This window comes from Dolichospermum sp. UHCC 0315A (assembly GCF_008121535.1).
GTDB classification, from domain to species: domain Bacteria; phylum Cyanobacteriota; class Cyanobacteriia; order Cyanobacteriales; family Nostocaceae; genus Dolichospermum; species Dolichospermum lemmermannii.
The window spans coordinates 1,419,847-1,445,517 of record NZ_CP043056.1 but is presented as its reverse complement, the minus strand read 5'-3'; the positions used below and the strand labels follow the sequence as shown (position 1 = coordinate 1,445,517).

The following is a 25,671-nucleotide window of genomic DNA, read 5'->3' as shown; positions in this document are numbered from 1 at the left end:
TTGCTTTGGAAAGATATAATTTATCTTTGGTGACTTTGGCAATAATAACATCACAAAGAAATGCCTAAATTTAACCCTAATACAGCATGAACAAACATAATCAAAAGAGTTGTAGACCCTAAATAAGCATGAACTGCACGCAAACCAGCTTTATTTCCAAAAAATCCACTTAGAGAAATTACACCATTAATTAACAACAGTATTAGTACCAGTGAACCCGTCCAAAAATGAGGACTTTCAAACAGTGGTTTTTGCTGCATCACTAAAGATAAAATCCCACCAGTATATCCACCTGCCAAAAATACAAACAACCAAGGAGCTAATTGACGATGAGCATTACGGCTTTGAATAGCTGCATCCTTATCCTTCCCCTCCAGCAACTTTCCGCGCCAACCCGTCACCCCCACAAAAGTCCCTACCACAAAAATCACAATTCCCATCATCGCTGGATGTCCCCAATGCACAATCGCTTCAGGGACACCGAAGGAACGAAACCAAGCTGCAATCGGTTCTAATAATTGACTCAATTTATCTGCCATTTTCTTTACCTTTCTTAAACTTAACCAAGTTTAACTTATTTATTGCTTAAGTAATTTAACTAGCTTTTAATCATACTCTAATTCCTTAATATGATTGCGGCAAAAGCAAACAACACATAATTTCAGGTATAGCAGTCATCATAACGATTAGGATATGGATTACCTTCTATGCGGGAATTACACCCTATATTTTGTCCTAACTACCTTGTCCGTTGCCGTAACCCTTTTTTGTCAATTTAGGGAGGAAAAAATAATTCCCTAATTTTGAAATCCAGCTTTGTTAAAGGTTTCAATATTTTATTTATAATGATTTTTTGTTAAAACTACCCAATTAAAAATTAAAAATCACTAAAGTTAAGATTAACTATAGGTTTTTGATAACCGATATTTTTATTTTCTATAAAATCTACAAAATCTACAATAAAATTGTCACAAGTATAATTTTTAGCATTACCCGGAATACGAATTTGATATGAAGATTCAGTCCATCCTGTATAATGTTCTTCACGAATAGGAGTAGGTTCATTCCAATATATAAATTTATGCTTTGCAAGCAATCTAATTTCTCCATCAATATCACTGTATCTACAGATTCTTTTCAGTCTATCTCCATTAAAGCGATAAAAGAATTTACTACTTGATGTGTCTAAAGAATTTTCATCCCTCCTTTCAAGAAGAAAAGCGTAAAATTCTCGTGTTATACGAGGTAGCTTTGCAAGTTCTTTTGATAAAAAGTAAAATGCCTGTGTTATGTCATAAATTGAGTAATAATCATCTGCTTCTAATCCTTCATTTTTCAATTTAGTTATGTGATATTCATGATAAACTTTAAGTGCATTTTCATGAAATTTCGGTTTTGCGATTGGCTCAATATAGTTTTTGATACTTGTAGAAAATTCACCTTCTTTATTTGGTATCTCTAACTCTATTTTTACCTTGACAATTTCTTTCTTTATATACTGATGAATAGATTGTAAAGTATCAAGATCGAGGATAATTGCTTCTTGGCAAATCTTATTTATATCCCAAATATTTTCTTTCTTAAAATTGAATTTATTCCAGAGTTCTTCGTTTGGTGTGTATTTTGTTTGCTTGTAGCCAATTATTAATATAGTAATTTCACTGTATGCCATTCTGTCTTCATCTAAAATAGTCTCCAGAGTATTATTAATCTTAGTCGATGTTTTTTCCGATGTAATTTGAAATGCCCTCCTTTTTAAAGGATCACCTAAATCTAAACCAGGTGCATTGCTTCTTTCATTATTGAGATTTTCTAAGTGTAAATCAAGTAATCTATTCAATATTTCTTTAAAGAAATCCTCAAGATATTTATTTAGGTCTGTTAAGTTTAACTTGCATCTGTTATCAACTTGGTGAGCAATATTTGCTAGTTCATCTATTATTTCACCTATAAAATAACCTCTAGTAATCACGTAGTTCTCCTAATTTTTTACAAAGTCAATCAATTCTAACTAAAGCGTCCATTATTATAAACATTACCATGCTATAGCAGGTGACAGTGCTGAAAGTCTTTTATTTTCTAGGTTGTAGCATTTGTTTATGTCCTAACCGCTTTATCCATTGCTATATAGGACTTGCTGAAAGAAAGTAAAAGCATTGATAAATAAAGGTTTACAGGATTTTACAAGCAAAAAAATGCAAGATTATTAACAATATATGTTTAAAACCCTTGCATTTTAACTAAAAATAACTGCGTAAATTCGAGGGCTAATTGCTCACCTCTTCTCTTCCTTCTTCCTTCGTGTTCTTCGCTCCTTCGTGGTTCATTAGCTCCTGATTCGATGACTCCTAACCTTTACGAAAAGACTTTTATGGATTACGCCACGCTACGCTATCGGCAAGCTATGTATATACGTTACCAGCTTTGAAGCCTGGTAACGCTAAATCAGATTTCTATTTCGTACCAACAGTAGCTGTCAGCAATGGAAAACCCAATTTTTCTCTTTGCTCAACATATAAATGAGCTACTTTCTTAGCCAAATGCCGAATCCTAGTAATATAACGAGTGCGTTCCGTCACCGAAATTACCCCTCTAGCATCAAGCAAATTAAAAGCATGAGAACACTTAATCACATAGTCCAAACTAGGTAAAACCAATCCTCTTTCCGTTAACTGACTAGCCTCCTGCTCATATAAACCAAACAAAGTCAGCAACATCTCAGGATTCGACGCTTCAAAATTATAAGTACACTGTTCAATCTCACCCTGAAGATGAACATCACCATAAGTAATGTTATCCGTCCACTGAATCTTAGTAATAGCCTCAACCTGCTGGAGATACATCACCAATCGCTCCAACCCATAAGTAATCTCAATAGATACAGGACGGCAATCAATACCGCCACATTGCTGGAAATAGGTAAATTGAGTAATTTCCATCCCATCTAACCATACTTCCCAGCCAGTACCCCAAGCCCCCACCGTCGCATCTTCCCAATTATCCTCCACAAACCGAATATCGTGGTCTTCAGGACGAATCCCTAATGCCCGTAAAGAATCCAGATAAATTTCCTGAATATCATCCGGTGAAGGCTTAATCAAAACCTGATATTGATAATAATGCTGAAACCGATTCGGATTTTCGCCATAACGTCCATCAGTAGGACGACGACAAGGTTCAACATAAGCCACAGCCCAAGGTTCAGGACCCAAAGCCCTCAAAAAAGTATGAGGATTCTTAGTACCCGCGCCCTTCTCCATATCATAGGGCTGGGCAATCAAGCAGCCACGCTGTCCCCAAAACTGATGCAATACCGCTATTACCGACTGAAAATTCACTATCTACTCTTCCTTGAGTCAACAATTCCTAACCCATTGTGGACTAAACCCAGCATAGTGAGCAGTTTTCAGGCGAATAAAAAACAAATTCCAAAATAGTTTGAAAAAGTAGTTGACAAACCAAAGCAGGTTCGATATATTAAATAAGTGCCTGAAGCGAAGCGAGAAAAACGCCACGCCAAAGTCGCACCGAACCTTGAAAATATTATAGTTTGAAAGCCAGAATACAACAAGTACCCTGCGTCAGAAAAAGAAAATAACCTGACCGTGGTTGTAAAAACGGTTGAAAGAGCTACAGACGAACCAAAATGGAGAGTTTGATCCTGGCTCAGGATGAACGCTGGCGGTATGCTTAACACATGCAAGTCGAACGGTCTCTTCGGAGATAGTGGCGGACGGGTGAGTAACGCGTAAGAATCTACCTTCAGGTCGAGGACAACCACTGGAAACGGTGGCTAATACTGGATGTGCCGAGAGGTAAAAGGCTTGCTGCCTGAAGAAGAGCTTGCGTCTGATTAGCTAGTTGGTGGGGTAAAGGCTCACCAAGGCGACGATCAGTAGCTGGTCTGAGAGGATGATCAGCCACACTGGGACTGAGACACGGCCCAGACTCCTACGGGAGGCAGCAGTGGGGAATTTTCCGCAATGGGCGAAAGCCTGACGGAGCAATACCGCGTGAGGGAGGAAGGCTCTTGGGTTGTAAACCTCTTTTCTCAGGGAAGAAAAAAATGACGGTACCTGAGGAATAAGCATCGGCTAACTCCGTGCCAGCAGCCGCGGTAATACGGAGGATGCAAGCGTTATCCGGAATGATTGGGCGTAAAGGGTCCGCAGGTGGCATTGTTTGTCTGCTGTTAAAGAGTCTGGCTCAACCAGATCAAAGCAGTGGAAACTACAAAGCTAGAGTATGGTCGGGGCAGAGGGAATTCCTGGTGTAGCGGTGAAATGCGTAGATATCAGGAAGAACACCGGTGGCGAAGGCGCTCTGCTAGGCCAAAACTGACACTGAGGGACGAAAGCTAGGGGAGCGAATGGGATTAGATACCCCAGTAGTCCTAGCCGTAAACGATGGATACTAGGCGTAGCTCGTATCGACCCGAGCTGTGCCGTAGCTAACGCGTTAAGTATCCCGCCTGGGGAGTACGCAGGCAACTGTGAAACTCAAAGGAATTGACGGGGGCCCGCACAAGCGGTGGAGTATGTGGTTTAATTCGATGCAACGCGAAGAACCTTACCAAGACTTGACATGTCACGAATTCTGTTGAAAGATAGAAGTGCCTTAGGGAGCGTGAACACAGGTGGTGCATGGCTGTCGTCAGCTCGTGTCGTGAGATGTTGGGTTAAGTCCCGCAACGAGCGCAACCCTCGTTTTTAGTTGCCAGCATTAAGTTGGGCACTCTAGAGAGACTGCCGGTGACAAACCGGAGGAAGGTGGGGATGACGTCAAGTCAGCATGCCCCTTACGTCTTGGGCTACACACGTACTACAATGCTCCGGACAAAGGGCAGCTACACAGCGATGTGATGCGAATCTCATAAACCGGAGCTCAGTTCAGATCGAAGGCTGCAACTCGCCTTCGTGAAGGAGGAATCGCTAGTAATTGCAGGTCAGCATACTGCAGTGAATTCGTTCCCGGGCCTTGTACACACCGCCCGTCACACCATGGAAGTTGGTCACGCCCGAAGTCGTTACCCCAACCGTTTGGAGGGGGATGCCTAAGGTAGGACTGATGACTGGGGTGAAGTCGTAACAAGGTAGCCGTACCGGAAGGTGTGGCTGGATCACCTCCTTTTAGGGAGACCTAATCCATTTAGAAATCGAAGGTAATGAAAATTATCAACAGAAACTAAATTGGTCTAACCTAGGTCGGTCGCAGACTTGAAGTAAAGCTTTCAAACTATGATTTGGTTCGATAAGGGCTATTAGCTCAGGTGGTTAGAGCGCACCCCTGATAAGGGTGAGGTCCCTGGTTCGAGTCCAGGATGGCCCACCTGAAGGAAGTCAAAAATCAAAAGTCAAAAGTCAAAAGTAAATATTTTTGAAACATGACTAGAAATTTTGAGTTCTTTTTGGGGGTTTAGCTCAGTTGGTAGAGCGCCTGCTTTGCAAGCAGGATGTCAGCGGTTCGAGTCCGCTAACCTCCACATTTGGAAAAAAGACAGCAACTGAAACTATTGATGATAGTTTTTGACTGCTGGGTTAAATTCCAGCCAGAACCTTGAAAACTGCATAAGAGAACGAGAAAAAGCACCGCAGACACAGACATGAAAGTGTTCCGTGAATGCAAAAAACCAAAGAAAAGTGGTCAAGCTAATAAGGGCTAATGGTGGATACCTAGGCACACAGAGGCGATGAAGGACGTGGTTACCGACGAAATGTTCCGGGGAGTTGGAAGCAAACTTTGAGCCGGAAATGTCCGAATGGGGCAACCCTATGTACTACCTGTTGAATATATAGACAGGAAAGAGCCAACCCAGCGAACTGAAACATCTTAGTAGCTGGAGGAAGAGAAATCAAACTAGAGATTCCCTCAGTAGTGGTGAGCGAAAGGGGAAGAGCCTAAACCAGAGGATTTATCTTCTGGGGTCGTGGGACAGCGATATCGAATCTAGAGATTAGACGAAACAGCTAAATACTGTACCAGAGGGGGTGAAAGTCCCGTAGTTGAAAGTCAAAGGATAGTAGCTGAATCCCGAGTAGCATGGAGCACGAGGAATTCCATGTGAATCAGCGAGGACCACCTCGTAAGGCTAAATACTACTGTGTGACCGATAGTGAACAAGTACCGCGAGGGAAAGGTGAAAAGAACCCCGGAAGGGGAGTGAAATAGAACATGAAACCATAAGCTTACAAGCAGTGGGAGTCCGATTTAACGGATGACCGCGTGCCTGTTGAAGAATGAGCCGGCGACTTATAGGCACTGGTAGGTTAAAGCGAGAATGCTGGAGCCAAAGGGAAACCGAGTCTGAACAGGGCGATAAATCAGTGTTTATAGACCCGAACCCTGGTGATCTAACCATGTCCAGGATGAAGCTTGGGTAACACCAAGTGGAGGTCCGAACCGACTGATGTTGAAAAATCAGCGGATGAGGTGTGGTTAGGGGTGAAATACCAATCGAACCAGGAGCTAGCTGGTTCTCCCCGAAATGTGTTGAGGCGCAGCGGTAATGGTTAAATTTGGGGGGTAAAGCACTGTTTCGGTGCGGGCTGGGAGACCGGTACCAAATCGAGACAAACTCAGAATACCCAGAAGAAGACATTGCCAGTGAGACAGTGGGGGATAAGCTTCATTGTCAAGAGGGAAACAGCCCAGACCACCAGCTAAGGTCCCCAAATCATCGCTAAGTGATAAAGGAGGTGAGATTGCCTAGACAACTAGGAGGTTTGCCTAGAAGCAGCCACCCTTGAAAGAGTGCGTAATAGCTCACTAGTCAAGCGATCTTGCGCCGAAAATGAACGGGGCTAAGCGGTGTACCGAAGCTGTGGGATTGATATTAAATTATTAATCGGTAGGGGAGCGTTCCGTCGTAGGTTGAAGCAGTAGCGGCAAGCAGCTGTGGACGAAACGGAAGTGAGAATGTCGGCTTGAGTAGCGCAAATGTATGTGAGAATCATACACCCCGAAACCCTAAGGGTTCCAGAGCCAGGTTCGTCCACTCTGGGTTAGTCGGGACCTAAGGCGAGGCCGAAGGGCGTAGTCGATGGACAAAGTGTCAATAGTCACTTACTGTTCTGTGGGAGCATAGAGAGGGACGCATCAAAGATAGCCATACCCTGATTGGTTTGGGAGGAGTTTACGAACTCCGAGTGGTGAAGGATAGTGCCAAGAAAAGCTCGCTATGTGATGAAGATAGAACACCCGTACCCGAAACCGACACAGGTAGGGAGGTTGAGAATACCAAGGGGCGCGAGATAACTCTCTCTAAGGAACTCGGCAAAATGGCCCCGTAACTTCGGGAGAAGGGGTGCCCACCTCAGACGTGGGTCGCAGTGAAGAGATCCAGGCGACTGTTTACCAAAAACACAGGTCTCCGCCAACTCGTAAGAGGACGTATGGGGGCTGACGCCTGCCCAGTGCCGGAAGGTTAAGGAAGCTGGTCAGCGAAAGTAAAGCTGGCGACTGAAGCCCCGGTGAACGGCGGCCGTAACTATAACGGTCCTAAGGTAGCGAAATTCCTTGTCGGGTAAGTTCCGACCCGCACGAAAGGCGTAACGATCTGGATGGTGTCTCAGAGAGAGACTCGGCGAAATAGGAATGTCTGTGAAGATACGGACTGCCTGCACCTGGACAGAAAGACCCTATGAAGCTTTACTGTAGCCTGGAATTGTGTTCGGGCTTCGCTTGCGCAGGATAGGTGGGAAGCGGTGAACTATTCCTTTTGGGGAATAGGGAGCTAACGGTGAGATACCACTCTGGCGAAGCTAGAATTCTAACCCACGACCGTCAGCCGGTTGGGGAACAGTTTCAGGTGGGCAGTTTGACTGGGGCGGTCGCCTCCTAAAAAGTAACGGAGGCGCGCAAAGGTTCCCTCAGCACGCTTGGAAACCGTGCGACGAGTGTAAAAGCAAAAGGGAGCTTGACTGCAAGACTGACAAGTCGAGCAGGTACGAAAGTAGGCTTTAGTGATCCGACGGCGCAGAGTGGAATGGCCGTCGCTCAACGGATAAAAGTTACTCTAGGGATAACAGGCTGATCTCCCCCAAGAGTCCACATCGACGGGGAGGTTTGGCACCTCGATGTCGGCTCATCGCAACCTGGGGCGGAAGTACGTCCCAAGGGTTGGGCTGTTCGCCCATTAAAGCGGTACGTGAGCTGGGTTCAGAACGTCGTGAGACAGTTCGGTCCATATCCGGTGCAGGCGCAAGAGTATTGAGAGGAGTCCTCCTTAGTACGAGAGGACCGGGAGGAACGCACCGCTGGTGTACCAGTTATTGTACCAACAGTAAACGCTGGGTAGCCAAGTGCGGAGAGGATAACCGCTGAAAGCATCTAAGTGGGAAGCCCACCTCAAGATGAGTACTCTCACTACAATTTGTAGGTAAGGTCACGGGCAGAACACCCGTTAATAGGCTCTAAGTGGAAGTGCAGTAATGTATGAAGCTGAGGAGTACTAATAGACCGAGGGCTTGACCTCTATTCAATTAAAAATTGATAATTAAAAATTAAAAATGAAGGTTTTTGGTGGTTAATTATCACTGTTGATTCTCGTTCTTTTTGCAGTCTTCAGGGTTGTGAATACCCTAAGTTAAAAATCGGTAATTATTTTTTAATTCTGAATTTTTAATTTTTAATTGTTTCCTGGTGTCTATGGCGCGGTGGAACCACACTGATCCCTTCCCGAACTCAGAGGTGAAACGCTGCTGCGGCGACGATAGTTGAGGGGTAGCCCTCCGTGAAAATAGCTCGATGCCAGGTTTAATAATATATAAACAAACACTCTCATTACTTTGTTAATGAGGGTGTTTGTTTGTAACTGTTGCTATTTTGTTGGTAAGAATTTCTGAAGTGCGAAATGTGGGATATAATTCAATACTAAATCTTTAACCAGGATTAGGGCAAGTACCAATATTATTCAAACCCTTGGAAATGTCCGTTAGCGAAACACCTTCTAGTGGTGGTCCATATTGCTTCTGTAACAATGGAAACAAAGAGGGAGATACATGGCAAATTTCTCTACTTCCATTGATATACATGACTCTTCCTTCGTTGTTTGCTGGTGTATAAAGTCCTTGAGGCCATGTACAACCACCTTGAAAATTATAAGGAGTGAAAGGAGTATTTCCGTGACTAGGCACACCTTTCTTAATAAAAAGTTTTAACTGAACTGGACCAACAACATGACAGGTGAATTTTCTACTGTTACTCCAATAATAGTTGTGACCTTGATGTGCATAGATGCCATATGGGATATTTGGCGCTGGTTGAGCTACAGCTTGTAAACTTTCTGATATTTGTGCCAAGCAAACTGAGGCTGTAACTGTAGCACCAATAACAAATAAACTAACAATTTTGCGTTTTTTCATCATTTCTTTCTATCCTATTGTTGTATTCTTAATTCACTGTTTACTTTTATTTAAGTATCATTATCCCCAAAATCTAAGTCATCTGTCTATTGGAAAACATCGGATTTTATCGGGAGATTTATTGCAAAATTTTACGATTTTATACGTAAAATATCGGTAAAAATAGGATTATCTTTTGCTATAATTACTGAAACCTTTACCCTATATAGTTTTTATGAGTGTAGACGAAGTTGTAAAATTTGTTGATAAAATGGTATTTGAAAAAACGGGAAAACATCTAGATGATATCCAAACTGCTGTAGTTGAAGGTACATGGAAAAGACAAACTTATGATTATATTGCCAGAGAATATAATGTTTCTACAAGTCATGTAGGAGATGTAGGATCTGAATTATGGCAACTTTTATCGGAAATATTACATGAAGATATAAAAAAAACTAATTTTTGTTCTACTTTGGAAAGGATATATATTAAATCATCTCAAAATCCAAATATTTGTATTGGTAATAATTATTATTATAGTTCACAAACATTAAATCAACCTAATAAAGAAGATGATAAAAGTAATATAAATACAGAAAATAAATTATCTAGTTACGACTTAACTTTAGCTCCTGAAATTATAAATTTTTATCAACGTGTAACAGAGTTAGAAAAACTCTCTGATTGGATATTTAAGCAAAATACTCGTTTCATTTTAGTATCAGGATTATATGGAACTGGTAAAACTACTTTAGTTAAAAGATTTATTGATTTAAACTTACATAAATTTGCAGTCGTTATTTGGAGAAGTTTAAAATATCCTCAACCTTTAGAGTTACTTATTAGCGATTTATTGAATGTTTGTCAACAAGAACCTCAAGTAACTTTAGATAAACAATTAAAGCAATTATTTGATATTCTTACAGAGCAGAAATGTTTAATTATTCTTGATGATTTACAAAATATATTTATCCCTGGTAAATTTGCAGGACAATACAAATTTGAATATCAAGATTATCAAAACTTTTTTACTCTGATAACAGAGGTTAAACATCAAAGTCATTTAATTGTTATTAGTCAAGAACAATGTCCAGAAATGGAATGTTTAGATGATGAATTATGTCCGATTAAGTCTTTAGAACTATCTGGATTATATGATGTTGATATTCTCCAAAATAGAGGATTAAAAAATGAAGATAATTGGTTAAAATTAATTGATTTATATGCAGGTAACTTTATTGATTTAAAAAGTGTGAGTATCTTAATTAATAAAAATTATGATGGTCAAGTTGCTGATTTTTTAGCTGAGAATACTTTGCATATTACTAATCAAATGCAATCTCGTTTTCGGGAAATGTTTAACCATTTATCAACCCCAGAAAAAGAAATAGTATGGCATTTAAGTAAGTTTGATATACCTATTACTAGAGACTCTTTAAAAGAGGGTTTAAATTTATCTGTTGTTGATTTTAATAATGGGTTACAGTCTTTACAAGAAAGGTATTTAGTAAGGAAAGTAAGAAATAATACAATCTTGTTTCAATTATCTTCAGTTTTTAGGGAATATGTGAGAAATTATTGTCAGAATTGATGATGATTTCATAAAAAATATAGGTCATATTTCTTGATATATTTTGAATCAATTACATAAGTCCTAATTTCACGGATAAAATTGAACAATGATTTTCCGACTATAGCTACCCAACTTACGCAGTAGCATCTAATATTCTGTAGCTAAAATTACAGTTTATTTGAGGATGTCATGAGATGATCCAGAAAAACATAGAGATTTATGTAAGTTAGACACTGAAACAACCTAGTTTCGGTGACAGAAATATAAATTACGACTAAGGAAAAAGCTACAACCTTTGATATTACTTGCAAATTTTTAATTTACATAAAGCGGACAATATTAAGTATATAATTTGCTATCTTGCATTAATTAATAATTAATACTCTTTTGGGGTTTGGTGGTAAAAACCACGCATTTTTTCAGATTTTGATTAAGGTTTGCCTTCAGTAAAAATATCACCTATGCAAGTCCATCTAACTAATCGGCAACAAAATATACTTTGGGCGACTATACGTCATTACATTGCGACAGCAGAGCCTGTTGGCTCTAAAGCTTTAATTGAAGGATTTGATTTAGGTATTAGCTCCGCTACTATTCGCAATGTGATGGGTGTTTTAGAAAAATCAGGGTTACTTTATCAACCACATACTTCTGCGGGAAGAATTCCTTCTGATTCTGGTTATCGGATTTATGTTGACCAACTAATTAAACCATCAGAAACTTTAGCTAAAGAGGTAGAAACGGCATTACAAAGACATTTGCATTGGGACGATTGGAGTTTAGAGGCTTTATTACAAGGTGCAGCCCAAATTTTAGCAACATTAAGCGGCTGTATTACTTTAATTACTATGCCACAAACCACGACAGCAAAGTTACGACATTTGCAACTAGTGCAAATTGAATCCGGGAAGATTATGTTGATTGTGGTGACAGATAGTTATGAAACCCATTCTAAGGTGATGGATTTATTTTCAATATCATCAGTAACTAAACCTGAACCGGAGGTAATTGATCATCAATTGCAGATAGTTTCTAACTTTTTGAATAGTCATTTACGAGGAAGGAGTTTATTAGAATTAGGCTACCTTGACTGGAGTGAATTAGATCAGGAATTTCGAGTTTATGGCGAATTTTTGAAAAGTTCTTTGGTAGAATTGACTCATCGCGCTCTTGCACCAACGACTACACAAATTATGGTGCGGGGGATTGGAGAAGTCTTACGACAACCTGAGTTTTCTCAAGTACAGCAGGTACAGACAATTATGCAATTGTTGGAAGAAGAACAAGACCAACTTTGGCATTTAATTTGTGAAAAAACAGAAATGGATGATACAAATAAGTCTAAAGTAACGGTGCGGATTGGGACAGAAAATCCTCTTGAACCTATTCGCACCTGTACTTTGATTTCTGCTATTTATCGTCGGGGTTCTGTGCCAGTGGGAAGTGTGGGAGTTTTAGGTCCAACTAGGTTAGACTATGAGAGTGCGATCGCTGTGGTCGCAGCAGCAGCAAATTATCTCTCGGAAGCTTTTAGTTAATTTCCATAAATTCATGATCAGAAAAATCACTTTTGGCTTACTATGGCTAGGATTTCTTTCCTATGCCTTTTTCTTTGCTCCTCCTGAACAACCGGATACTTTTGAGTTGATAAAAAATCTCTCTACAGGAAATTGGCAAGGGATTAATCCGCTGATTATATGTTTATTTAATATCATGGGAATTTGGCCTTTTATATATAGTGCAGTGGTATTTTTTGATGGTAGAGGTCAAAAAATACCTGCTTGGCCATTTGCTAGTGCTGCTTTTGCTATTGGGGCTTTTGGGCTTTTACCATATTTAGCTTTAAGAGAACCCAATCAAAAGTTTGTAGGGGAAAAAAAATTATTTCTCAAATTACTAGATTCTCGCATTTTTGGAATTTTATTAACTTTAGGTGCGGCGGTTTTATTTACCTATAGTTTACAGGGAGACTGGGGTAATTTTCGACAACAGTGGGAAACCAGCCGATTTATTCACGTCATGAGTTTGGATTTTATCATCTTGAGTCTATTATTTCCCACGTTGTTAGGAGATGATATGACAAGACGAGGTTGGCAAAATAATCAGTTATTTTGGTTATTTGCGATCATTCCTGTGTTTGGAGCTTTGATGTATCTGTGTGTGCGTCCACCTATAGATATAGAAGATCAAAAAGGAGTTGAGACAACAATACTCCACTAACTCCTGACTACTAAAATTAAAAAGGTAAGTATCCAGTTGTGAACAACATCTACTGAAATTACAGGAGACAAAAAATGTTTAATCGCATGATGGGAAAAACTCGCTATATTGTCTGTCGTTTGTTCTTGCATTTAAACGGAGAAGAAGTAGCGCCAATCTTAGGTGTCCTCAACAGTAGTGCTAGAACAGCGATTAATGCTGATGGTGATCTGGATATTTTAGGAGAAGAATTGGTGCAACTGTGCCAAACTTTCCTACAATATGATGAATATTGGTTTGCTGCTGCTAATGAAGGTGATGTCTTTTGGAATCAAGGGGAAGCAGGAGATTATGTCAATGAACTATTCACAGACTCAGCCCAAAGATATGGGGCTAATCTTGATTTTAATTCCACTTCCTCAAATCAGCCCTTATCACTTCCTGTCACCCGTAACATCGTTGTCATGATTACAGTCGCTGCTGAAGGGGAAATTACCGAGTTAGAAACTGATTTAGCCAACATCCCAGCTTTGAAAGCAGCCTTTAAAGCCGTAATTAATCTACACTACAAACATAAACTCCGCGCTATCCAAGTGCATTTTTCTCCAGCCCAATTAGGTGATGAACTTTCCAGTGATCAATTATTGGAATATTATCCAGAATTGATCCCACTGTAAATGATTCGTTAGTCTGTAATTAGTACCCGAAAACAAATATGAACACAATGATTATCAGTATACTACGTAAACTTACAGTTGTTTGTTTAGCCTTAACTTTGTGCTTAACAACTGTCGCTTGCGGGGGAGGAAACCAAGCTAATTCTCCAACTAAGAATATTAGCCAAACTGCTACTCCCACCAAGTTAAATGATGGTCAGTATGAAGTACAACAGGGTACATACAATGATGCCAATGGTGAGTATACCTTGTTTTTACTCAATAACAATCCCCCCAGCTTTGCCACAGAAAAGCTGCAAATGGCACGATTGACTGATGATGAAATCAAAGCAGGTAAGAAAACTTACTTAAAAGTAGAAAATAGTCAGCCAGTCTTATACATGACCGAGGACTTCAAACTTGAGTACGTCCACAACGTCACCGAAACCAGAAACAATCCCCAAACCGGACAACCGGAAACTGTGATTGTGCGCCAACAAAGTAGCTTTTGGGCCCCTTTTGCAGGAGCTTTAGTTGGTAACGTCGCTGGTCAAGCTATTGGTAGTATGTTGTTTAGACCTCAATATTATGTTCCCCCCGTTTATCAGCCAGGTGGGATCATGAATGGTCATGGTGGCTATGGTTCTAGCTATGATTCGGCTGTTTCTAGTTACCGTTCTCGCTACAATGAACCACCCGCAGCAGTGAGAAATCGCACCACTTTCCGCACTACAGGAAACATCAGAAATTCGTCTTCAGGAACCGCCAACCGCACCACCACAACTGGACGAGCTTCTGGTTCTGGTTTTGGTGGTAGTACCCTTACACCTTCTGGTAATTCTAGCTCTACTCGCCGCAATTCTGGTAGTAGTTTTGGTAGTGGTGGCCGTTCTTCAAGTCGCCGTTCTTCCGGTTTTGGTAGTAGAAGAAGATAGGAAATTTCTGTATTAACTCTTGATTCGTAGCGACTGTCTTGATTGTCAAGCGATCGCTGTGAGATTGGGCGGTGGTAGGCACGGGCAAAAAGATTCTGAGTTAGTAATCTAGATAGTTGTAGCCCGCCCTACCACTCCACTGCGTCGCCAGTCATGGCTTGTCACAATAGGCATCACCGTGGTCGGGTAGCAGGACTATATCGCTATAATCCCGCCCCCTCAGAACCGGACTTGCGCCTTACAACGCATCCGGCTCAAGCAAGTCACAACTACTTATTGTTCCAGAATGTATTTGCTGATGACAGTACAGATGTACGAGTTGTAGGTTGCCGTAATTGTCACCACCACCCTGCGATTTTGGCTTTTTATGATGAAGATGTAATTCCTCATCATTTAATAGAGATTCCCCACATATAGGACAGACATATTGTTGCCTTTGGGCTATCTTCTGCCTACTTTTGATTAATTCGGATTTAGTTTTAGCTGCCTGCCGTTTAATCCAGTAGTCCCTTAATTTGGGGTCATCGGGTGATGATTTACCCCTAACAAGAATGTGCCTTTCAATCGTAATCGCCTATAGCAGTTCAATTCCGCGCCATCGCTCTTGTTCTCCTCCTTATTTATTAAGGGTTTTACGTTAAGTTGACACCAATGAGCATTGCTAAACTCCTACCCGCTTAAATCAAATAATTAAGCCGTGTTGAGTATAATTAAAGAAGGTGGGAAATACCCACCCTACATTTACTCAGCAAACACTCCAGCAAAAAAGTCCAAAGTCTCCTTCAAAGCTTTGATGAAAACATCAATTTCCTCACGGGTATTGTAAAAAGATAAACTTGCCCGTGCGGTTCCTGCTAAACCTAGATGACGGTGTAATGGTTGAGTACAATGATGTCCAGAACGAATTGCCACACCTTCTTGATCTAACAAAGTTGCTAAATCATTAGCGTGAACACCTTCTGCCGTAAAAGCTGCTAATGCGGCTCTCCCTTCTCCTTCAGCATTGGGTTTTGGTCCGTGGATTCTAATTTGGGGTATTTGTGCTAATTGCGCGAACAAATAAGCCGTTAATTCCGCTTCATAAGCATGGATTTTATCCATACCGATATTAGTAAGATAATCTATCGCTGCACCAAGGGCGATCGCTTCCCCAATAGCCGGAGTACCAGCTTCAAATTTATGGGGTAATTCTGCATAGGTGGAATGGTCTAAAAATACCTCTGCAATCATCTCACCACCACCAAAAAATGGCGGCATTGCTTCTAGTAATTCCAATTTACCATACAAAAATCCAATGCCAGTGGGAGCGCACATCTTATGTCCAGAAGCTACCAACCAATCACAGTCAAGTTCTTGGACATCAATAGGAGTATGGGGGACACTTTGACAAGCATCAAGTAAGAATTTCGCACCGTATTTATGAGCAATTTCGGCTATTTCTTTAGCTGGATTTATGCAACCCAATGTATTAGAAATATGCACGATAGACACCAGTTTTGTTTTTTCAGAAATCAGGTTTTTAAACTGTTCTAAATCAAAAGTTTCTTCGGTCGTCAACTCCACAAACTTCAATATTGCACCCGTTTTTTGAGCGACAAATTGCCAAGGAACAATATTACTATGGTGTTCCATGACCGAGAGAATAATTTCATCTCCTGGCTGTAAATTGTTCATTCCCCAACTGTAAGCGACTAGGTTAATAGCCTCAGTTGCGTTGCGGGTGTACACAATTTCTTGGCGTGATTTAGCATTAATAAATTTAGCGATTTTATCACGCGCACCCTCATAAGCATCAGTAGCTTTTCCGCTGAGAAAATGTGCGCCACGATGGACATTTGAATTATATTGTTCGTAATAATCACGCCAAGCATTTAATACGAATAAAGGCTTTTGAGAAGTAGCTGCATTATCGAGATAAACCAGTGGTTTACCGTGGACTTCCTGATGTAAAATGGGGAAGTCAGAACGAACTTTATCAGCGAGAGATTTGGTAGAAGTGATGGTCATGTTGAAGAAGAAGTTCAGGAGTTTAGATGTTCAGAATAATAACTAGAATTTAGGAGTATTGCAGAATTTAAGAAGAACGAACCACAGAGGCACAGAGGACACAGAGAAAGAAAGTTTTAGAGCTTTTTGTGTTAGTAGGTGCGGGGTTTACTCACCTTTTTTAGGGGTGAGTTCCCGAAGTTTTATCATTTATTGGTGAGACTTGTAACAGTTTTCAACAAACTCTCACGCAAAGAAGCAACAGGAATAAAGTTAATAACTTCCATTGCGAAACCATTAACTAATAATTTTCGAGCATTATTTTCATCAATGCCGCGACTTTCCAGGTAGAATATTTGATCATCTTCCAACTGACTGACCGTAGCACCATGAGCGCATTTAACATTATCAGCAGTGATTTCCAATTGAGGTTTGGTGTCAATTCTGGACTTAGATGATAATAGCAAATTGCGATTTAATTGAGATGCGTTAGTTAATTGCGCCAGTTTAGGAACAAAAACTTTACCATTGAACACACCATGAGCGCGATCGCCTATAATGCACTTGTGTAACTGTTTACTCACACCATGGGGATGATTTAAAGACAAAGCACTGTGAGTATCAGCCAATTGATTATCAGCAATCACAGTCAAACCATTCAGCGTCGTTTCCGTTTGTTCACCAGTTTGCAAAATCTCCAAATTGTGACGAGAGATTTTACCCCCAACCGTCACAGCATTACAACTATAACGACTATATCGCGCCTGAGTAACAGCAGTTTTCCCAACATGAAAAGCCGCAGCACCTTCTCGCGCAATTCTATTATGACTCACCTGAGCATTTTCATTTACCCAAATTTCCGTAACACTATTAGTGAAGTAAACACCCTCATTTTGTGAAGATGCAATATACTCTTCAATTAAAGTTACCTGAGAGTTACTTTCAGCTACTACTAAAACGCGAGGTTGGGAAATAGTCGCAGACTCACCAGAAACAGAAATAAATAATAGATGAATTGGTTTTTCCACCACCACATTTTTACCAACCCATACCACAGCGACATCATTTAAAGCCGCAGTATTTAAAGCCGTAAAAACTTCCTTCGCACCTTCCGCTTGAGCTAAATATTCCCCTACAATCTCACTGGATAAAACATTCAAATTACCAACAATTAACCCAGCAGGTAAGTTTTCAGTATTAGATAAATCAGGTGAGTACACACCATTAACAAACACTAACCGCTGAGAAACTTCAGGTAAAATATCAGATTCTAAAGATGTTTCCTGAAACATCCCTAACTTAAAATCTACCTGTTTCAAAGATGATAAATCAGTAAACCGCCATTCTTCCTCGCGGGTATTGGGAATAACAGAATGACGAACCCATTTAGCAGCACCGTCACGAAGTTGTTTTAAGCAATCATCCTTTTTCGATACAGTTACCTGATTTAACAAACCAGTTAAAAAAGGATCTCTATCTAATAGAGAATTAGGAATAGAAGTAAGAGAAACTGGAATAGACATTACACACCCACTCCCAAAGCTTCTTCGAGAACCCAATCATAACCGCGAGATTCCAACTCAAGAGCCAACTCCTTACCACCACTTCTGATAATTTGTCCTTGCGCCATAACATGAACAAAATCAGGAACAATATAATCGAGAAGACGCTGATAGTGAGTAATCATAATTGTGGCATTTTCAGCATTGGTTAACTGATTAACTCCATTAGCAACAATTTTCAAAGCATCAATATCCAAACCAGAATCAGTTTCATCTAAAATCGCCAACTTTGGTTCTAAAATCGCCATTTGCAGAATTTCATTCCGCTTCTTTTCCCCACCAGAAAAACCCTCATTCACACTGCGATTCAGAAAAGAAGAATTCATCTTCACAACATCCAACTTTTCCTCAACCAAATCATCAAAATCGAAAGCGTCAACCTCCTCCAAACCTCTAGATTTCTGACGAGAATTATAAGCAACTCGTAAAAAATCCAAATTACTCACACCAGGAATTTCTAGAGGATACTGAAAAGCTAAAAACACACCATTTCTAGCTCTTTCCGCTGCTTCCATTTCCAAAAGATTTTGTCCTTGGAAAACCACCTCACCACCAGTAACAGTATAAGCTGGATGTCCCGCCAAAACCTTAGAAAACGTACTCTTCCCAGAACCATTAGGTCCCATAATCGCGTGAACTTCCCCAGCGCGAACCTGCAAATTCAACCCCTTCAAAATCGGAGTTCCATCAACATCAGCCGTCAAATTCTTAACCGACAAAATCAAATCACTATTCTCAACAATCATCTTCTCTTCCTCTCTTTCTCTGCGTACTCTGTGCCTCTGTGGTTCGTTTTCTTAACCCACACTACCCTCTAGTTTCAAACTCAACAACTTATCAGCCTCAACAGCAAACTCCATAGGTAACTGATTAAAAACATCCTTACAGAAACCGCTAATCATCATCGAAATAGCATCTTCCGAAGAAATACCCCGTTGAGCAAAAAAGAACAATTGATCTTCACCAATCTTAGAAGTAGAAGCCTCATGTTCCACCTTACCCGTATTATTCTGAACTTGAATATAAGGAAAAGTATTCGCTTGAGCATTATCCCCAATTAACATCGAATCACATTGAGAATAATTTCTCGCACCTTTCGCAGTGGGATTAATCTTCACCAAACCCCGGTAACTATTACTCGATTTACCAGCAGAAATTCCTTTAGAAATAATAGTGCTGCGGGTATTTTTCCCAACGTGAATCATCTTACTTCCAGTATCAGCTTGCTGCATATTATTTGTTAATGCAACCGAGTAAAATTCACCCACAGAATTATCACCAATCAAAACACAACTAGGATATTTCCAAGTAATAGCAGAACCTGTTTCTACTTGAGTCCAAGAGATCTTAGAATTGACACCTTGACATAAACCACGTTTCGTCACAAAGTTGTAAATTCCGCCTTTCCCATTAACATCACCAGCGTACCAGTTCTGCACAGTAGAATATTTAATTTCCGCATTATCTAAAGCTACCAATTCAACAACCGCCGCGTGTAATTGGTTGCTGTCGTACATTGGCGCTGTACAACCTTCTAAATAAGAAACATAACTTCCTTCTTCGGCGACAATTAAAGTCCGTTCAAATTGTCCTGTATCTCCGGTATTAATGCGGAAATATGTAGACAGTTCCATCGGACATTTTAAGCCTTTGGGAATATAAACGAAAGAACCATCACTAAATACAGCCGCATTTAAAGCTGCGAAATAATTATCAGCAATGGGAACAACGCTACCCAAATATTTTTTAATTAATTCTGGGTGTTCTTGTAAAGCTTCCGAAAAAGAACAGAAAATTACGCCATCTTTGGCAAGTTTTTCTTTATATGTAGTGGCGACAGAAACACTATCAAAAATCGCATCAACAGCAACATTAGTTAATCGCTTTTGTTCATTTAAAGGAATACCCAATTTTGCAAAGGTTTCCAATAAAGTAGGATCAACTTCATCTAAACTGTTGAGTTTGGCTTTCTTTTGTTTCGGTGCGGAATAATAAATAATATCCTGATAATTAATAGGCGGATATTGGACATGAGACCAAGTTGGTTCTGTCATTTTCAGCCATTGATGATATGCTCGGAGACGATATTCCAGCATAAATTCCGGCTCATTCTTTTTGGCGGAAATTAGGCGGACAACATCTTCGCTTAACCCACGGGGAATAGTATCGGCTTCAATATCGGTAACAAAGCCGTACTTGTAAGGTTGGTTGACTAAGGTGGTGACGGATGCGCTCATCGGTTCTCTTGTGTTCTCTTTAAAGGACTGGCGACGGGTTGCACAAAGCTAATTCCCGTTTTCTGTTACCAATTCCTAACAGGACTGCTAGAATAGGTTTAACGACTAAAACAATTCGGCTGTTGTTTAATCTATTTTCATTGTACGATAGATTAACAACAACAATGTTGTTTAAGTTAAATTTTCAGAAAGTTTTTTATTTTGGGACGTTTGCGAAGCGTCTAGTAGAGAAGATGGCGACTACCCAGCAGACCTCAACTAAGCAGGATATCCTAGAGTATCTATTGAAACACTCACAAGCAACGGCTGTTGAATTGGCTAACTTTTTGGATGTCAGTCCCCAAGCGATTCGTCGTCATTTAAAGGATTTAGAGATGGAGGAGTTAGTTCTATATTCGGTATCAGAACAACCGAGTATGGGCAGACCCCAGCACGTTTATCACTTGAGTCGGGGGGGAAGATCACATTTACAAAAAAATGCTAACCGCTTAAGTGATGGTTATGGTGAGTTTGCGGTTTCTCTTCTTGACACTTTAGCGGAAACCGTGGGACGTGACCAAGTAAAGTCTATTTTACGGAAACAGTGGGAACGTAAAGCCCAAGAATATCATGAACGGGTGGGTAATGGTTCTTTGCAGGAACGGGTCGCAAATTTGATAGAATTGCGAAAGGCTGAAGGTTTTATGGCGGAGTTTCACGCTGTGGAATCAGATGCTAGTGGTGCGGAAAGATTCATTTTTGTGGAACATACCTGCGCTATTTCTGATGTTGCGGAATCTTTTCCCAGCGTTTGTGGTCATGAATTGGAAATGTTTGCGGCTATTCTCCCAGATTGTACTGTGGAACGGACTCACTGGTTGATTCATGGTGAACATCGTTGTGGTTATTTGGTGGAAAAAAGTTAGATGGTTGGGTGGAAGTAATTGAACGCAGATAAACGCGGATAGACGCAGATAAGGAAGTCTGTTATTTTTGTTGTGGCTGTGGGATGAAAATAGATGATTTGACAATTAATTGATTGGGGTTTTGCGGTGTTAAACCCCTACAGTTTAGGAATTGAAAGGGTGTGAATTTTTGGATTTTATGGATATTTCAGCGAAAAATTACCGACACAATTTATCTAAAGTTTATTAACTAGAGATTGACGTTTACTTTGATATTCTTCTTCTGTGATAATTCCCTCTTTAAATATTTCTCTTAATGCTTTTAAACCCTTAGCTGCTTCCACAGTAGTATTTTGCGTTTTTTTAGGTTTTTCTACTATTCCTGTTACTGTTCTTCTTCTTTTTGATCTTCTTCTGGGATTACCTGCACGCAATTTTTCTATCCATTTAGGTACATCCATTAATTTAGGTAAATCTTCCACTTGTCTAATATTATCCCAATCAATAACTGCAACCCAAATATTCTCTTCTGTAGAATGTTTAATCATTCCCTCCACTTCTAAATCTTCGCTATAAAAGGTCAGTGTTTGACCATCTTGTAATTCAACTTTTTGACGTGATAAATCTTCAATTGTGCCAATACAATTTAAACGCAACCGACCTTCTTCATCAGCATTATTAAAGTCTGCAAAAACTCTCAATCTATTACTCAAATTTTGTTGTTTATTCTTATCATCAGAGTTGAAAGAATTAGCTGGTGTGTTCATAGGTAATCTATATAAATATTATGGCTTTGGTTTAGAAATTGTGGGTGTGAAGAGATTACTAATTTGTTCTGGAGTTAAACCAGTTAGTGTTGCATGATAACCCCTACCAGAAGTTCTAATTACATCACCTCCTGCTTTGCGAACTTCTCCCACTGTTGTAACACCTATTTGCCCATGAGGAATTACTTTTACTAATTCCTCTATTGATAATCCTACCTCACATTGTACAGAAATTCCTGTTATTCCACTGGGATGAGTACCTAACCGTATTTGGATATCTTCTGGACGGTTGCGGCCTCCTCTCACTACTAAGACTTCATCTGGTATTTTTTCCACAGGGTTTAAGTTTAATCATCATATACGCAATAATTACTTTACCAGCAATTGTTAATTCAAGATATTGCGGGAGAATCGAAAAATTAGCATATTTACCCAAATCATACCCGACTGTGCCAAAATGTACATAACTATTTTTGGGCATCTGTAAACTATGGTTTGGCAAAAAGGGTATAAATTACAGGGTGGGAGATATGTTATAGAAAAAGTCCTGGGAGAAGGTGGTTTTGGAATTACGTATCAAGCACAACATACACTTTTAAAGCAGTGGGTAGTTATAAAAACGCCGAATGAAATCCTAAAAAATGATTCTGAATATCCCAATTATGTAAAAAGATTTATTCAAGAAGGACGCAAATTAGCACAACTTTCTCAACAACCACACCCGAATATTGTCCGTATAACAGAATTATTTGAGGATTGTAAAACATATTGTTTAGTAATGGACTTTGTACCGGGTGAAAGTTTATTTAATTTAGTCCAAAAACAGGGAGCATTACCAGAATTAGAAGCGGTAGAATATATCAAACAAATTGGAGAAGCTTTAATTTTTGTTCATCATCAGGGTTTAGTTCATCGGGATGCACACCCTGGTAATATTATGGTACAAAAAAATGGTAAAGCTGTTTTAATTGACTTTGGTATTGCTGGGGAAATAATGCCCCAAGATGGATATTTTACTTCTCATCATCCCGCTAATATTGCCTTTGCACCCTATGAACAAATGGGAGGTAATAGACAAGTAACGATTGATGTTTATACTCTTGCTGCTTCTTTATATTATGCAGTTACAGGTAAACGTCCTGAAAGTTCGCTGGATAGAAAATTGTATAATAAACCGTTAATTTCTCCTAATAAATATGTTGTTGGTATTAGTGATAGTTTGAATCGGGCAATACTTAAAGGTATGAATTTAGAAGCGGAATATCGTCCGCAGTCTATGAGAGAATGGTTAAAGTTATTGCCTGATTTTAGTAATCAGGTTTATCAGGTTAGTCAGAAAACTCAACATCAAACAATTAGGACTGATAAAACATTTCCTGTTATTGTAGGTACTAATAATTCTCAACAACAAAATAAAAAAATTAATAATATTCCTTGGTTTTGGTTAGTAAGTAGGTCGGCGTTAAAAAATCAATCTATGTAACGAAATATAAATTAACGAATACCTTATAAATAGGGTGTTTCACGGTTTTTACAAAACTAAACATATATCGATTTTATTGGGCCGACTTACTTAGTCATGAGTTTATATTATTTAATAATGGGATTGCTATTAGCACCTGCTGGTAAAGATTTGTTTTTATTATTGTCCTGGATGTCTTTTTGTTGGGCTGTGATTTGGACGGTTTATTATCGTTGGACTCTTGTTTGGGTAATATTGTGGACTTTGGTAGTAGTTCCGATGGAGACTCTTATTTTCGCTCAGATGTGGGGTGTAAAATACAGTTGGATAGCACTTGTGGCTTTTATTATGTTTTGGTTTTTGAATATTCTTTTTATCTTTACTTGTATTAAAGAAATAGAAAAATATTTCAGCCAATGGCATAAATTTTTAATTTTACTTTGTACATCCTGGTTAGGCTTATTTTTAGGCTGGTTAATTTATCAAATATTCCCAGTATTCACACGATTATCTTGATATTATAAAATAATGAGATAATTTTTCCAGGAGTAGGCTAATGTTACTTTACCACGGTACAAGTTTTGAAAATGTTGAGAGAATTCGGAGTCAAGGAGTTTTACCTCCCAGAGAAACCAAAAAAAGCAATTGGTCTATGCCTGAGTCAAATGATTATGAGTCAAGGAACGACTCTGTTTATTTAAGTAATGCTTATTCACAATACTATGCTTTTGATCAATACTATGCTGCTTTGAGTAAACAGTTTTCCTCACAATTGATAGAACCACCAATTGAATTTACTACACTAAGCTCGAAAGTAGCTTTAATTGAAATAGATATTGATTCCTTAAAACAAGATAATCTCTACCCAGATGAAGACTTTTTAGCACGGTCAAACCTGCCTTGTAAAATAGGAGAAACACTAGAAGAACGCACAAAGTATTTTAAAGAAAATTTAGAATCCTATCAGGGTTACTTGAAAGATAGCCTTCAAGAAATGGGTAACTGTTGTTATATTGGTGTAATTCCTCCAACAGCGATTTCTCGCATTACAACATGGTGCTGTAAAGAAGTTAGGATTCTAAAGGCATTGAGTTATGATTATGTGTACGACAAAGGTGGGGTTACAATATTTCATGATCAGGAAGATAGTCAAATTTTACGATTGCTAACGAAATGTTTTGCAAAGCGAGAATTCCAAATAGATGAACTACTATTTTTATGTAAAACAAAGTTTCAACTGGATGATAATTTTGATTATGATAAAATTAAAGATATCCTCATCCAAGAAATTGAAAGAATTGAAATTGTCTGTGATAAAGACTGTGGTACAATAGAATCGGAGTCAAAAAATCTAACTACATAAATATAAAAAATATGAACAACCTATCAATTCCAGCGCAAACATTACAGGAAGCATGGGAAAAAGGTTTACAGCAAGGCTTAACCCAAGTTGCTGTAAATATGTTACGAGAAAGTATTGATTTAGATTTTATCGTCAAACTAACTGGACTGCCATTAGAAGTAGTTAAAAATTTACAAGCTGTTGATACAGATGATGATAAAATATTGGTTAAAGAATTTTTAGAAATGAGTGAATCATCATTAAATAAAGTTTGGCTTAATCCAGAGGAAGACGAAGCATGGAAGGATCTATAGAACATTTAATTAAAGGTGATGTGATATCTGTTCCTTTTCCTTTTTCTGATACATCTACCACAAAAAAACGACCAGCTTTAGTTATAACTGAATCGGACAATAACAACATTATAATTTGTCCTATTACCAGTAAACCAGGACGAGATTATGAAATTAAACTAGAAGATCAAGATTTTAGAGTTGGTAAATTAAATTTAAGTCCTTGTTATATTCGCCCTAATATTATTGCGACGGTTGATAAAAGTAACGTAATTCGGTACATTGGAAAACTCAAAGATGATAAACTTCATCAAGTTATTACTACAATTATTGAAATTATAGAAAAGCCATCATCACCTCCTCCAGCATCAAAAGCTTGGGAAAGAAGCAAAAAACCAAAATATTGAAATTGATGATAATGATATAATAGA

23 protein-coding genes, 2 tRNA genes and 3 rRNA genes are annotated in these 25,671 nt (G+C 39.2%); 16 read left to right on the top strand and 12 right to left on the bottom strand.

Annotated elements, in window-relative coordinates; translation table 11 throughout:
- Positions 1 to 50: 50 nt before the first annotated feature.
- From BMF77_RS06730 to glyQ, 3 genes are all read right to left on the bottom strand, one after another.
- Entirely contained in the window at positions 51 to 539 is a 489-nt protein-coding gene (locus tag BMF77_RS06730) for a DUF4079 domain-containing protein (RefSeq protein WP_148761625.1), read from the bottom strand.
- 338 nt (positions 540 to 877) lie between these two features.
- Positions 878 to 1,972 carry an SMEK domain-containing protein gene (locus BMF77_RS06725; RefSeq protein WP_148761623.1) on the bottom strand — a complete coding sequence of 365 codons (1,095 nt, stop codon included), beginning with the start codon at positions 1,970 to 1,972 and terminating at the stop codon, positions 878 to 880.
- 481 nt (positions 1,973 to 2,453) lie between these two features.
- Positions 2,454 to 3,338 carry a glycine--tRNA ligase subunit alpha gene (glyQ, locus tag BMF77_RS06720; protein WP_148761621.1) on the bottom strand — a complete coding sequence of 295 codons (885 nt, stop codon included), beginning with the start codon at positions 3,336 to 3,338 and terminating at the stop codon, positions 2,454 to 2,456.
- A gap of 305 nt (positions 3,339 to 3,643) precedes the next feature.
- Between glyQ and BMF77_RS06715 the strand changes: the two genes are divergently transcribed.
- The 5 genes from BMF77_RS06715 (at position 3,644) to rrf (ending at position 8,754) form a co-directional block, all read left to right on the top strand.
- Positions 3,644 to 5,130, top strand: a 16S ribosomal RNA gene (locus tag BMF77_RS06715).
- Between the two features lie 124 nt (positions 5,131 to 5,254).
- Positions 5,255 to 5,328: transfer RNA gene (locus BMF77_RS06710), tRNA-Ile, on the top strand.
- Positions 5,329 to 5,409: 81 nt separating this feature from the next.
- A tRNA-Ala gene (locus BMF77_RS06705) sits at positions 5,410 to 5,482 on the top strand.
- 159 nt (positions 5,483 to 5,641) lie between these two features.
- Positions 5,642 to 8,473 (top strand): 23S ribosomal RNA (locus tag BMF77_RS06700).
- 163 nt (positions 8,474 to 8,636) lie between these two features.
- Positions 8,637 to 8,754 (top strand): 5S ribosomal RNA (gene rrf / locus BMF77_RS06695).
- The 16S, 23S and 5S rRNA genes sit together here with 2 tRNA genes alongside, the layout of an rRNA operon.
- Before the next feature lie 125 nt (positions 8,755 to 8,879).
- Here the strand turns inward: rrf and BMF77_RS06690 are convergent.
- On the bottom strand, positions 8,880 to 9,365 hold the full coding sequence (locus BMF77_RS06690; RefSeq protein ID WP_148761619.1) for a hypothetical protein: 486 nt from the start codon (positions 9,363 to 9,365) through the stop codon (positions 8,880 to 8,882).
- Positions 9,366 to 9,576: 211 nt separating this feature from the next.
- Here BMF77_RS06690 and BMF77_RS06685 point away from each other — a divergent pair, with 211 nt between their 5' ends.
- The 5 genes from BMF77_RS06685 (at position 9,577) to BMF77_RS06665 (ending at position 14,707) form a co-directional block, all read left to right on the top strand.
- Complete coding sequence (locus tag BMF77_RS06685; RefSeq protein WP_148761617.1) at positions 9,577 to 10,935, top strand: NB-ARC domain-containing protein; 1,359 nt, start codon at positions 9,577 to 9,579, stop codon at positions 10,933 to 10,935.
- 443 nt (positions 10,936 to 11,378) lie between these two features.
- Positions 11,379 to 12,455, top strand: coding sequence for a heat-inducible transcriptional repressor HrcA (gene hrcA, locus BMF77_RS06680; RefSeq protein WP_148761615.1), 1,077 nt, complete (start codon positions 11,379 to 11,381; stop codon positions 12,453 to 12,455).
- Positions 12,456 to 12,468: 13 nt separating this feature from the next.
- Positions 12,469 to 13,137 (top strand): DUF2834 domain-containing protein, encoded by a 669-nt coding sequence (locus BMF77_RS06675; protein WP_148761613.1) that lies wholly within the window; start codon positions 12,469 to 12,471, stop codon positions 13,135 to 13,137.
- Positions 13,138 to 13,211: 74 nt separating this feature from the next.
- Positions 13,212 to 13,793 (top strand): DUF1517 domain-containing protein, encoded by a 582-nt coding sequence (locus BMF77_RS06670; protein WP_015079590.1) that lies wholly within the window; start codon positions 13,212 to 13,214, stop codon positions 13,791 to 13,793.
- A 47-nt stretch (positions 13,794 to 13,840) separates the two neighbouring features.
- Positions 13,841 to 14,707, top strand: coding sequence for a hypothetical protein (locus BMF77_RS06665; RefSeq protein WP_041458312.1), 867 nt, complete (start codon positions 13,841 to 13,843; stop codon positions 14,705 to 14,707).
- A 238-nt stretch (positions 14,708 to 14,945) separates the two neighbouring features.
- On the opposite strand, the gene BMF77_RS27705 is transcribed toward BMF77_RS06665, so the two are convergent.
- The 5 genes from BMF77_RS27705 to sufB form a co-directional block, all read right to left on the bottom strand.
- A complete protein-coding gene (locus BMF77_RS27705) occupies positions 14,946 to 15,122 on the bottom strand; it encodes an HNH endonuclease (RefSeq protein WP_246863151.1) in 177 nt (58 codons plus the stop codon).
- A gap of 326 nt (positions 15,123 to 15,448) precedes the next feature.
- Complete coding sequence (locus tag BMF77_RS06655) at positions 15,449 to 16,714, bottom strand: cysteine desulfurase (RefSeq protein ID WP_148761611.1); 1,266 nt, start codon at positions 16,712 to 16,714, stop codon at positions 15,449 to 15,451.
- Between the two features lie 185 nt (positions 16,715 to 16,899).
- Complete coding sequence (gene sufD, locus BMF77_RS06650) at positions 16,900 to 18,216, bottom strand: Fe-S cluster assembly protein SufD (RefSeq protein ID WP_148761609.1); 1,317 nt, start codon at positions 18,214 to 18,216, stop codon at positions 16,900 to 16,902.
- Positions 18,216 to 19,001 (bottom strand): Fe-S cluster assembly ATPase SufC, encoded by a 786-nt coding sequence (gene sufC / locus BMF77_RS06645; protein WP_148761607.1) that lies wholly within the window; start codon positions 18,999 to 19,001, stop codon positions 18,216 to 18,218. The genes sufD and sufC overlap by 1 nt, the downstream gene beginning before the upstream one ends.
- A 51-nt stretch (positions 19,002 to 19,052) precedes the next feature.
- Positions 19,053 to 20,492 (bottom strand): Fe-S cluster assembly protein SufB, encoded by a 1,440-nt coding sequence (gene sufB / locus BMF77_RS06640; RefSeq protein WP_053538251.1) that lies wholly within the window; start codon positions 20,490 to 20,492, stop codon positions 19,053 to 19,055.
- Positions 20,493 to 20,725: 233 nt separating this feature from the next.
- On the opposite strand from sufB, the gene sufR reads away from it, so the two are divergent.
- Positions 20,726 to 21,397: an iron-sulfur cluster biosynthesis transcriptional regulator SufR gene (gene sufR / locus BMF77_RS06635; RefSeq protein WP_148761605.1), complete on the top strand. Its 672-nt coding sequence runs from the start codon at positions 20,726 to 20,728 to the stop codon at positions 21,395 to 21,397.
- 215 nt (positions 21,398 to 21,612) lie between these two features.
- Here sufR and BMF77_RS27700 read toward each other — a convergent pair whose 3' ends face one another.
- Genes BMF77_RS27700 through BMF77_RS26565 form a run of 3 tightly spaced genes read right to left on the bottom strand, consistent with a single transcriptional unit; the run spans position 21,613 to position 22,624 of the window.
- Positions 21,613 to 22,143 (bottom strand): hypothetical protein, encoded by a 531-nt coding sequence (locus BMF77_RS27700; protein WP_246863078.1) that lies wholly within the window; start codon positions 22,141 to 22,143, stop codon positions 21,613 to 21,615.
- A gap of 18 nt (positions 22,144 to 22,161) precedes the next feature.
- A complete protein-coding gene (locus BMF77_RS06625; protein ID WP_148761603.1) occupies positions 22,162 to 22,479 on the bottom strand; it encodes a flavoredoxin in 318 nt (105 codons plus the stop codon).
- A complete protein-coding gene (locus BMF77_RS26565; RefSeq protein ID WP_168204412.1) occupies positions 22,460 to 22,624 on the bottom strand; it encodes a hypothetical protein in 165 nt (54 codons plus the stop codon). Before BMF77_RS26565 ends, BMF77_RS06625 begins: the two co-directional genes overlap by 20 nt.
- Positions 22,625 to 22,633: 9 nt before the next feature.
- Between BMF77_RS26565 and BMF77_RS06620 the strand changes: the two genes are divergently transcribed.
- The 5 genes from BMF77_RS06620 to BMF77_RS06600 all read left to right on the top strand — a co-directional run bounded on the left by BMF77_RS06620 (position 22,634) and on the right by BMF77_RS06600 (position 25,647).
- Positions 22,634 to 23,626: a serine/threonine-protein kinase gene (locus BMF77_RS06620; RefSeq protein ID WP_148761601.1), complete on the top strand. Its 993-nt coding sequence runs from the start codon at positions 22,634 to 22,636 to the stop codon at positions 23,624 to 23,626.
- A 96-nt stretch (positions 23,627 to 23,722) separates the two neighbouring features.
- Positions 23,723 to 24,121 (top strand): hypothetical protein, encoded by a 399-nt coding sequence (locus tag BMF77_RS06615; RefSeq protein WP_168204411.1) that lies wholly within the window; start codon positions 23,723 to 23,725, stop codon positions 24,119 to 24,121.
- Positions 24,122 to 24,161: 40 nt separating this feature from the next.
- The gene (locus tag BMF77_RS06610; RefSeq protein WP_148761597.1) at positions 24,162 to 24,968 is read left to right on the top strand and encodes a hypothetical protein; all 807 of its coding nucleotides are present in this window, start codon (positions 24,162 to 24,164) and stop codon (positions 24,966 to 24,968) included.
- A gap of 11 nt (positions 24,969 to 24,979) precedes the next feature.
- Positions 24,980 to 25,261: a hypothetical protein gene (locus BMF77_RS06605; protein WP_148761595.1), complete on the top strand. Its 282-nt coding sequence runs from the start codon at positions 24,980 to 24,982 to the stop codon at positions 25,259 to 25,261.
- Positions 25,246 to 25,647, top strand: coding sequence for a type II toxin-antitoxin system PemK/MazF family toxin (locus BMF77_RS06600; protein ID WP_148761593.1), 402 nt, complete (start codon positions 25,246 to 25,248; stop codon positions 25,645 to 25,647). The genes BMF77_RS06605 and BMF77_RS06600 overlap by 16 nt, the downstream gene beginning before the upstream one ends.
- Positions 25,648 to 25,671 lie beyond the last annotated feature (24 nt).

Bases quoted from the DNA above. Each gene is read 5' to 3' on its own strand.
- BMF77_RS06730 (WP_148761625.1), bottom strand. From the start codon at position 539: ATGGCAGATAAATTGAGTCAATTATTAGAACCGATTGCAGCTTGGTTT.
- BMF77_RS06690 (WP_148761619.1), bottom strand. From the start codon at position 9,365: ATGATGAAAAAACGCAAAATTGTTAGTTTATTTGTTATTGGTGCTACA.
- BMF77_RS06685 (WP_148761617.1), top strand. From the start codon at position 9,577: ATGAGTGTAGACGAAGTTGTAAAATTTGTTGATAAAATGGTATTTGAA.
- hrcA (WP_148761615.1), top strand. From the start codon at position 11,379: ATGCAAGTCCATCTAACTAATCGGCAACAAAATATACTTTGGGCGACT.
- BMF77_RS06675 (WP_148761613.1), top strand. From the start codon at position 12,469: ATGATCAGAAAAATCACTTTTGGCTTACTATGGCTAGGATTTCTTTCC.
- BMF77_RS06670 (WP_015079590.1), top strand. From the start codon at position 13,212: ATGTTTAATCGCATGATGGGAAAAACTCGCTATATTGTCTGTCGTTTG.
- BMF77_RS06665 (WP_041458312.1), top strand. From the start codon at position 13,841: ATGATTATCAGTATACTACGTAAACTTACAGTTGTTTGTTTAGCCTTA.
- BMF77_RS06655 (WP_148761611.1), bottom strand. From the start codon at position 16,714: ATGACCATCACTTCTACCAAATCTCTCGCTGATAAAGTTCGTTCTGAC.
- sufD (WP_148761609.1), bottom strand. From the start codon at position 18,216: ATGTCTATTCCAGTTTCTCTTACTTCTATTCCTAATTCTCTATTAGAT.
- sufC (WP_148761607.1), bottom strand. From the start codon at position 19,001: ATGATTGTTGAGAATAGTGATTTGATTTTGTCGGTTAAGAATTTGACG.
- sufB (WP_053538251.1), bottom strand. From the start codon at position 20,492: ATGAGCGCATCCGTCACCACCTTAGTCAACCAACCTTACAAGTACGGC.
- sufR (WP_148761605.1), top strand. From the start codon at position 20,726: ATGGCGACTACCCAGCAGACCTCAACTAAGCAGGATATCCTAGAGTAT.
- BMF77_RS27700 (WP_246863078.1), bottom strand. From the start codon at position 22,143: ATGAACACACCAGCTAATTCTTTCAACTCTGATGATAAGAATAAACAA.
- BMF77_RS26565 (WP_168204412.1), bottom strand. From the start codon at position 22,624: ATGCCCAAAAATAGTTATGTACATTTTGGCACAGTCGGGTATGATTTG.
- BMF77_RS06620 (WP_148761601.1), top strand. From the start codon at position 22,634: ATGGTTTGGCAAAAAGGGTATAAATTACAGGGTGGGAGATATGTTATA.
- BMF77_RS06615 (WP_168204411.1), top strand. From the start codon at position 23,723: ATGAGTTTATATTATTTAATAATGGGATTGCTATTAGCACCTGCTGGT.
- BMF77_RS06610 (WP_148761597.1), top strand. From the start codon at position 24,162: ATGTTACTTTACCACGGTACAAGTTTTGAAAATGTTGAGAGAATTCGG.
- BMF77_RS06605 (WP_148761595.1), top strand. From the start codon at position 24,980: ATGAACAACCTATCAATTCCAGCGCAAACATTACAGGAAGCATGGGAA.
- BMF77_RS06600 (WP_148761593.1), top strand. From the start codon at position 25,246: ATGGAAGGATCTATAGAACATTTAATTAAAGGTGATGTGATATCTGTT.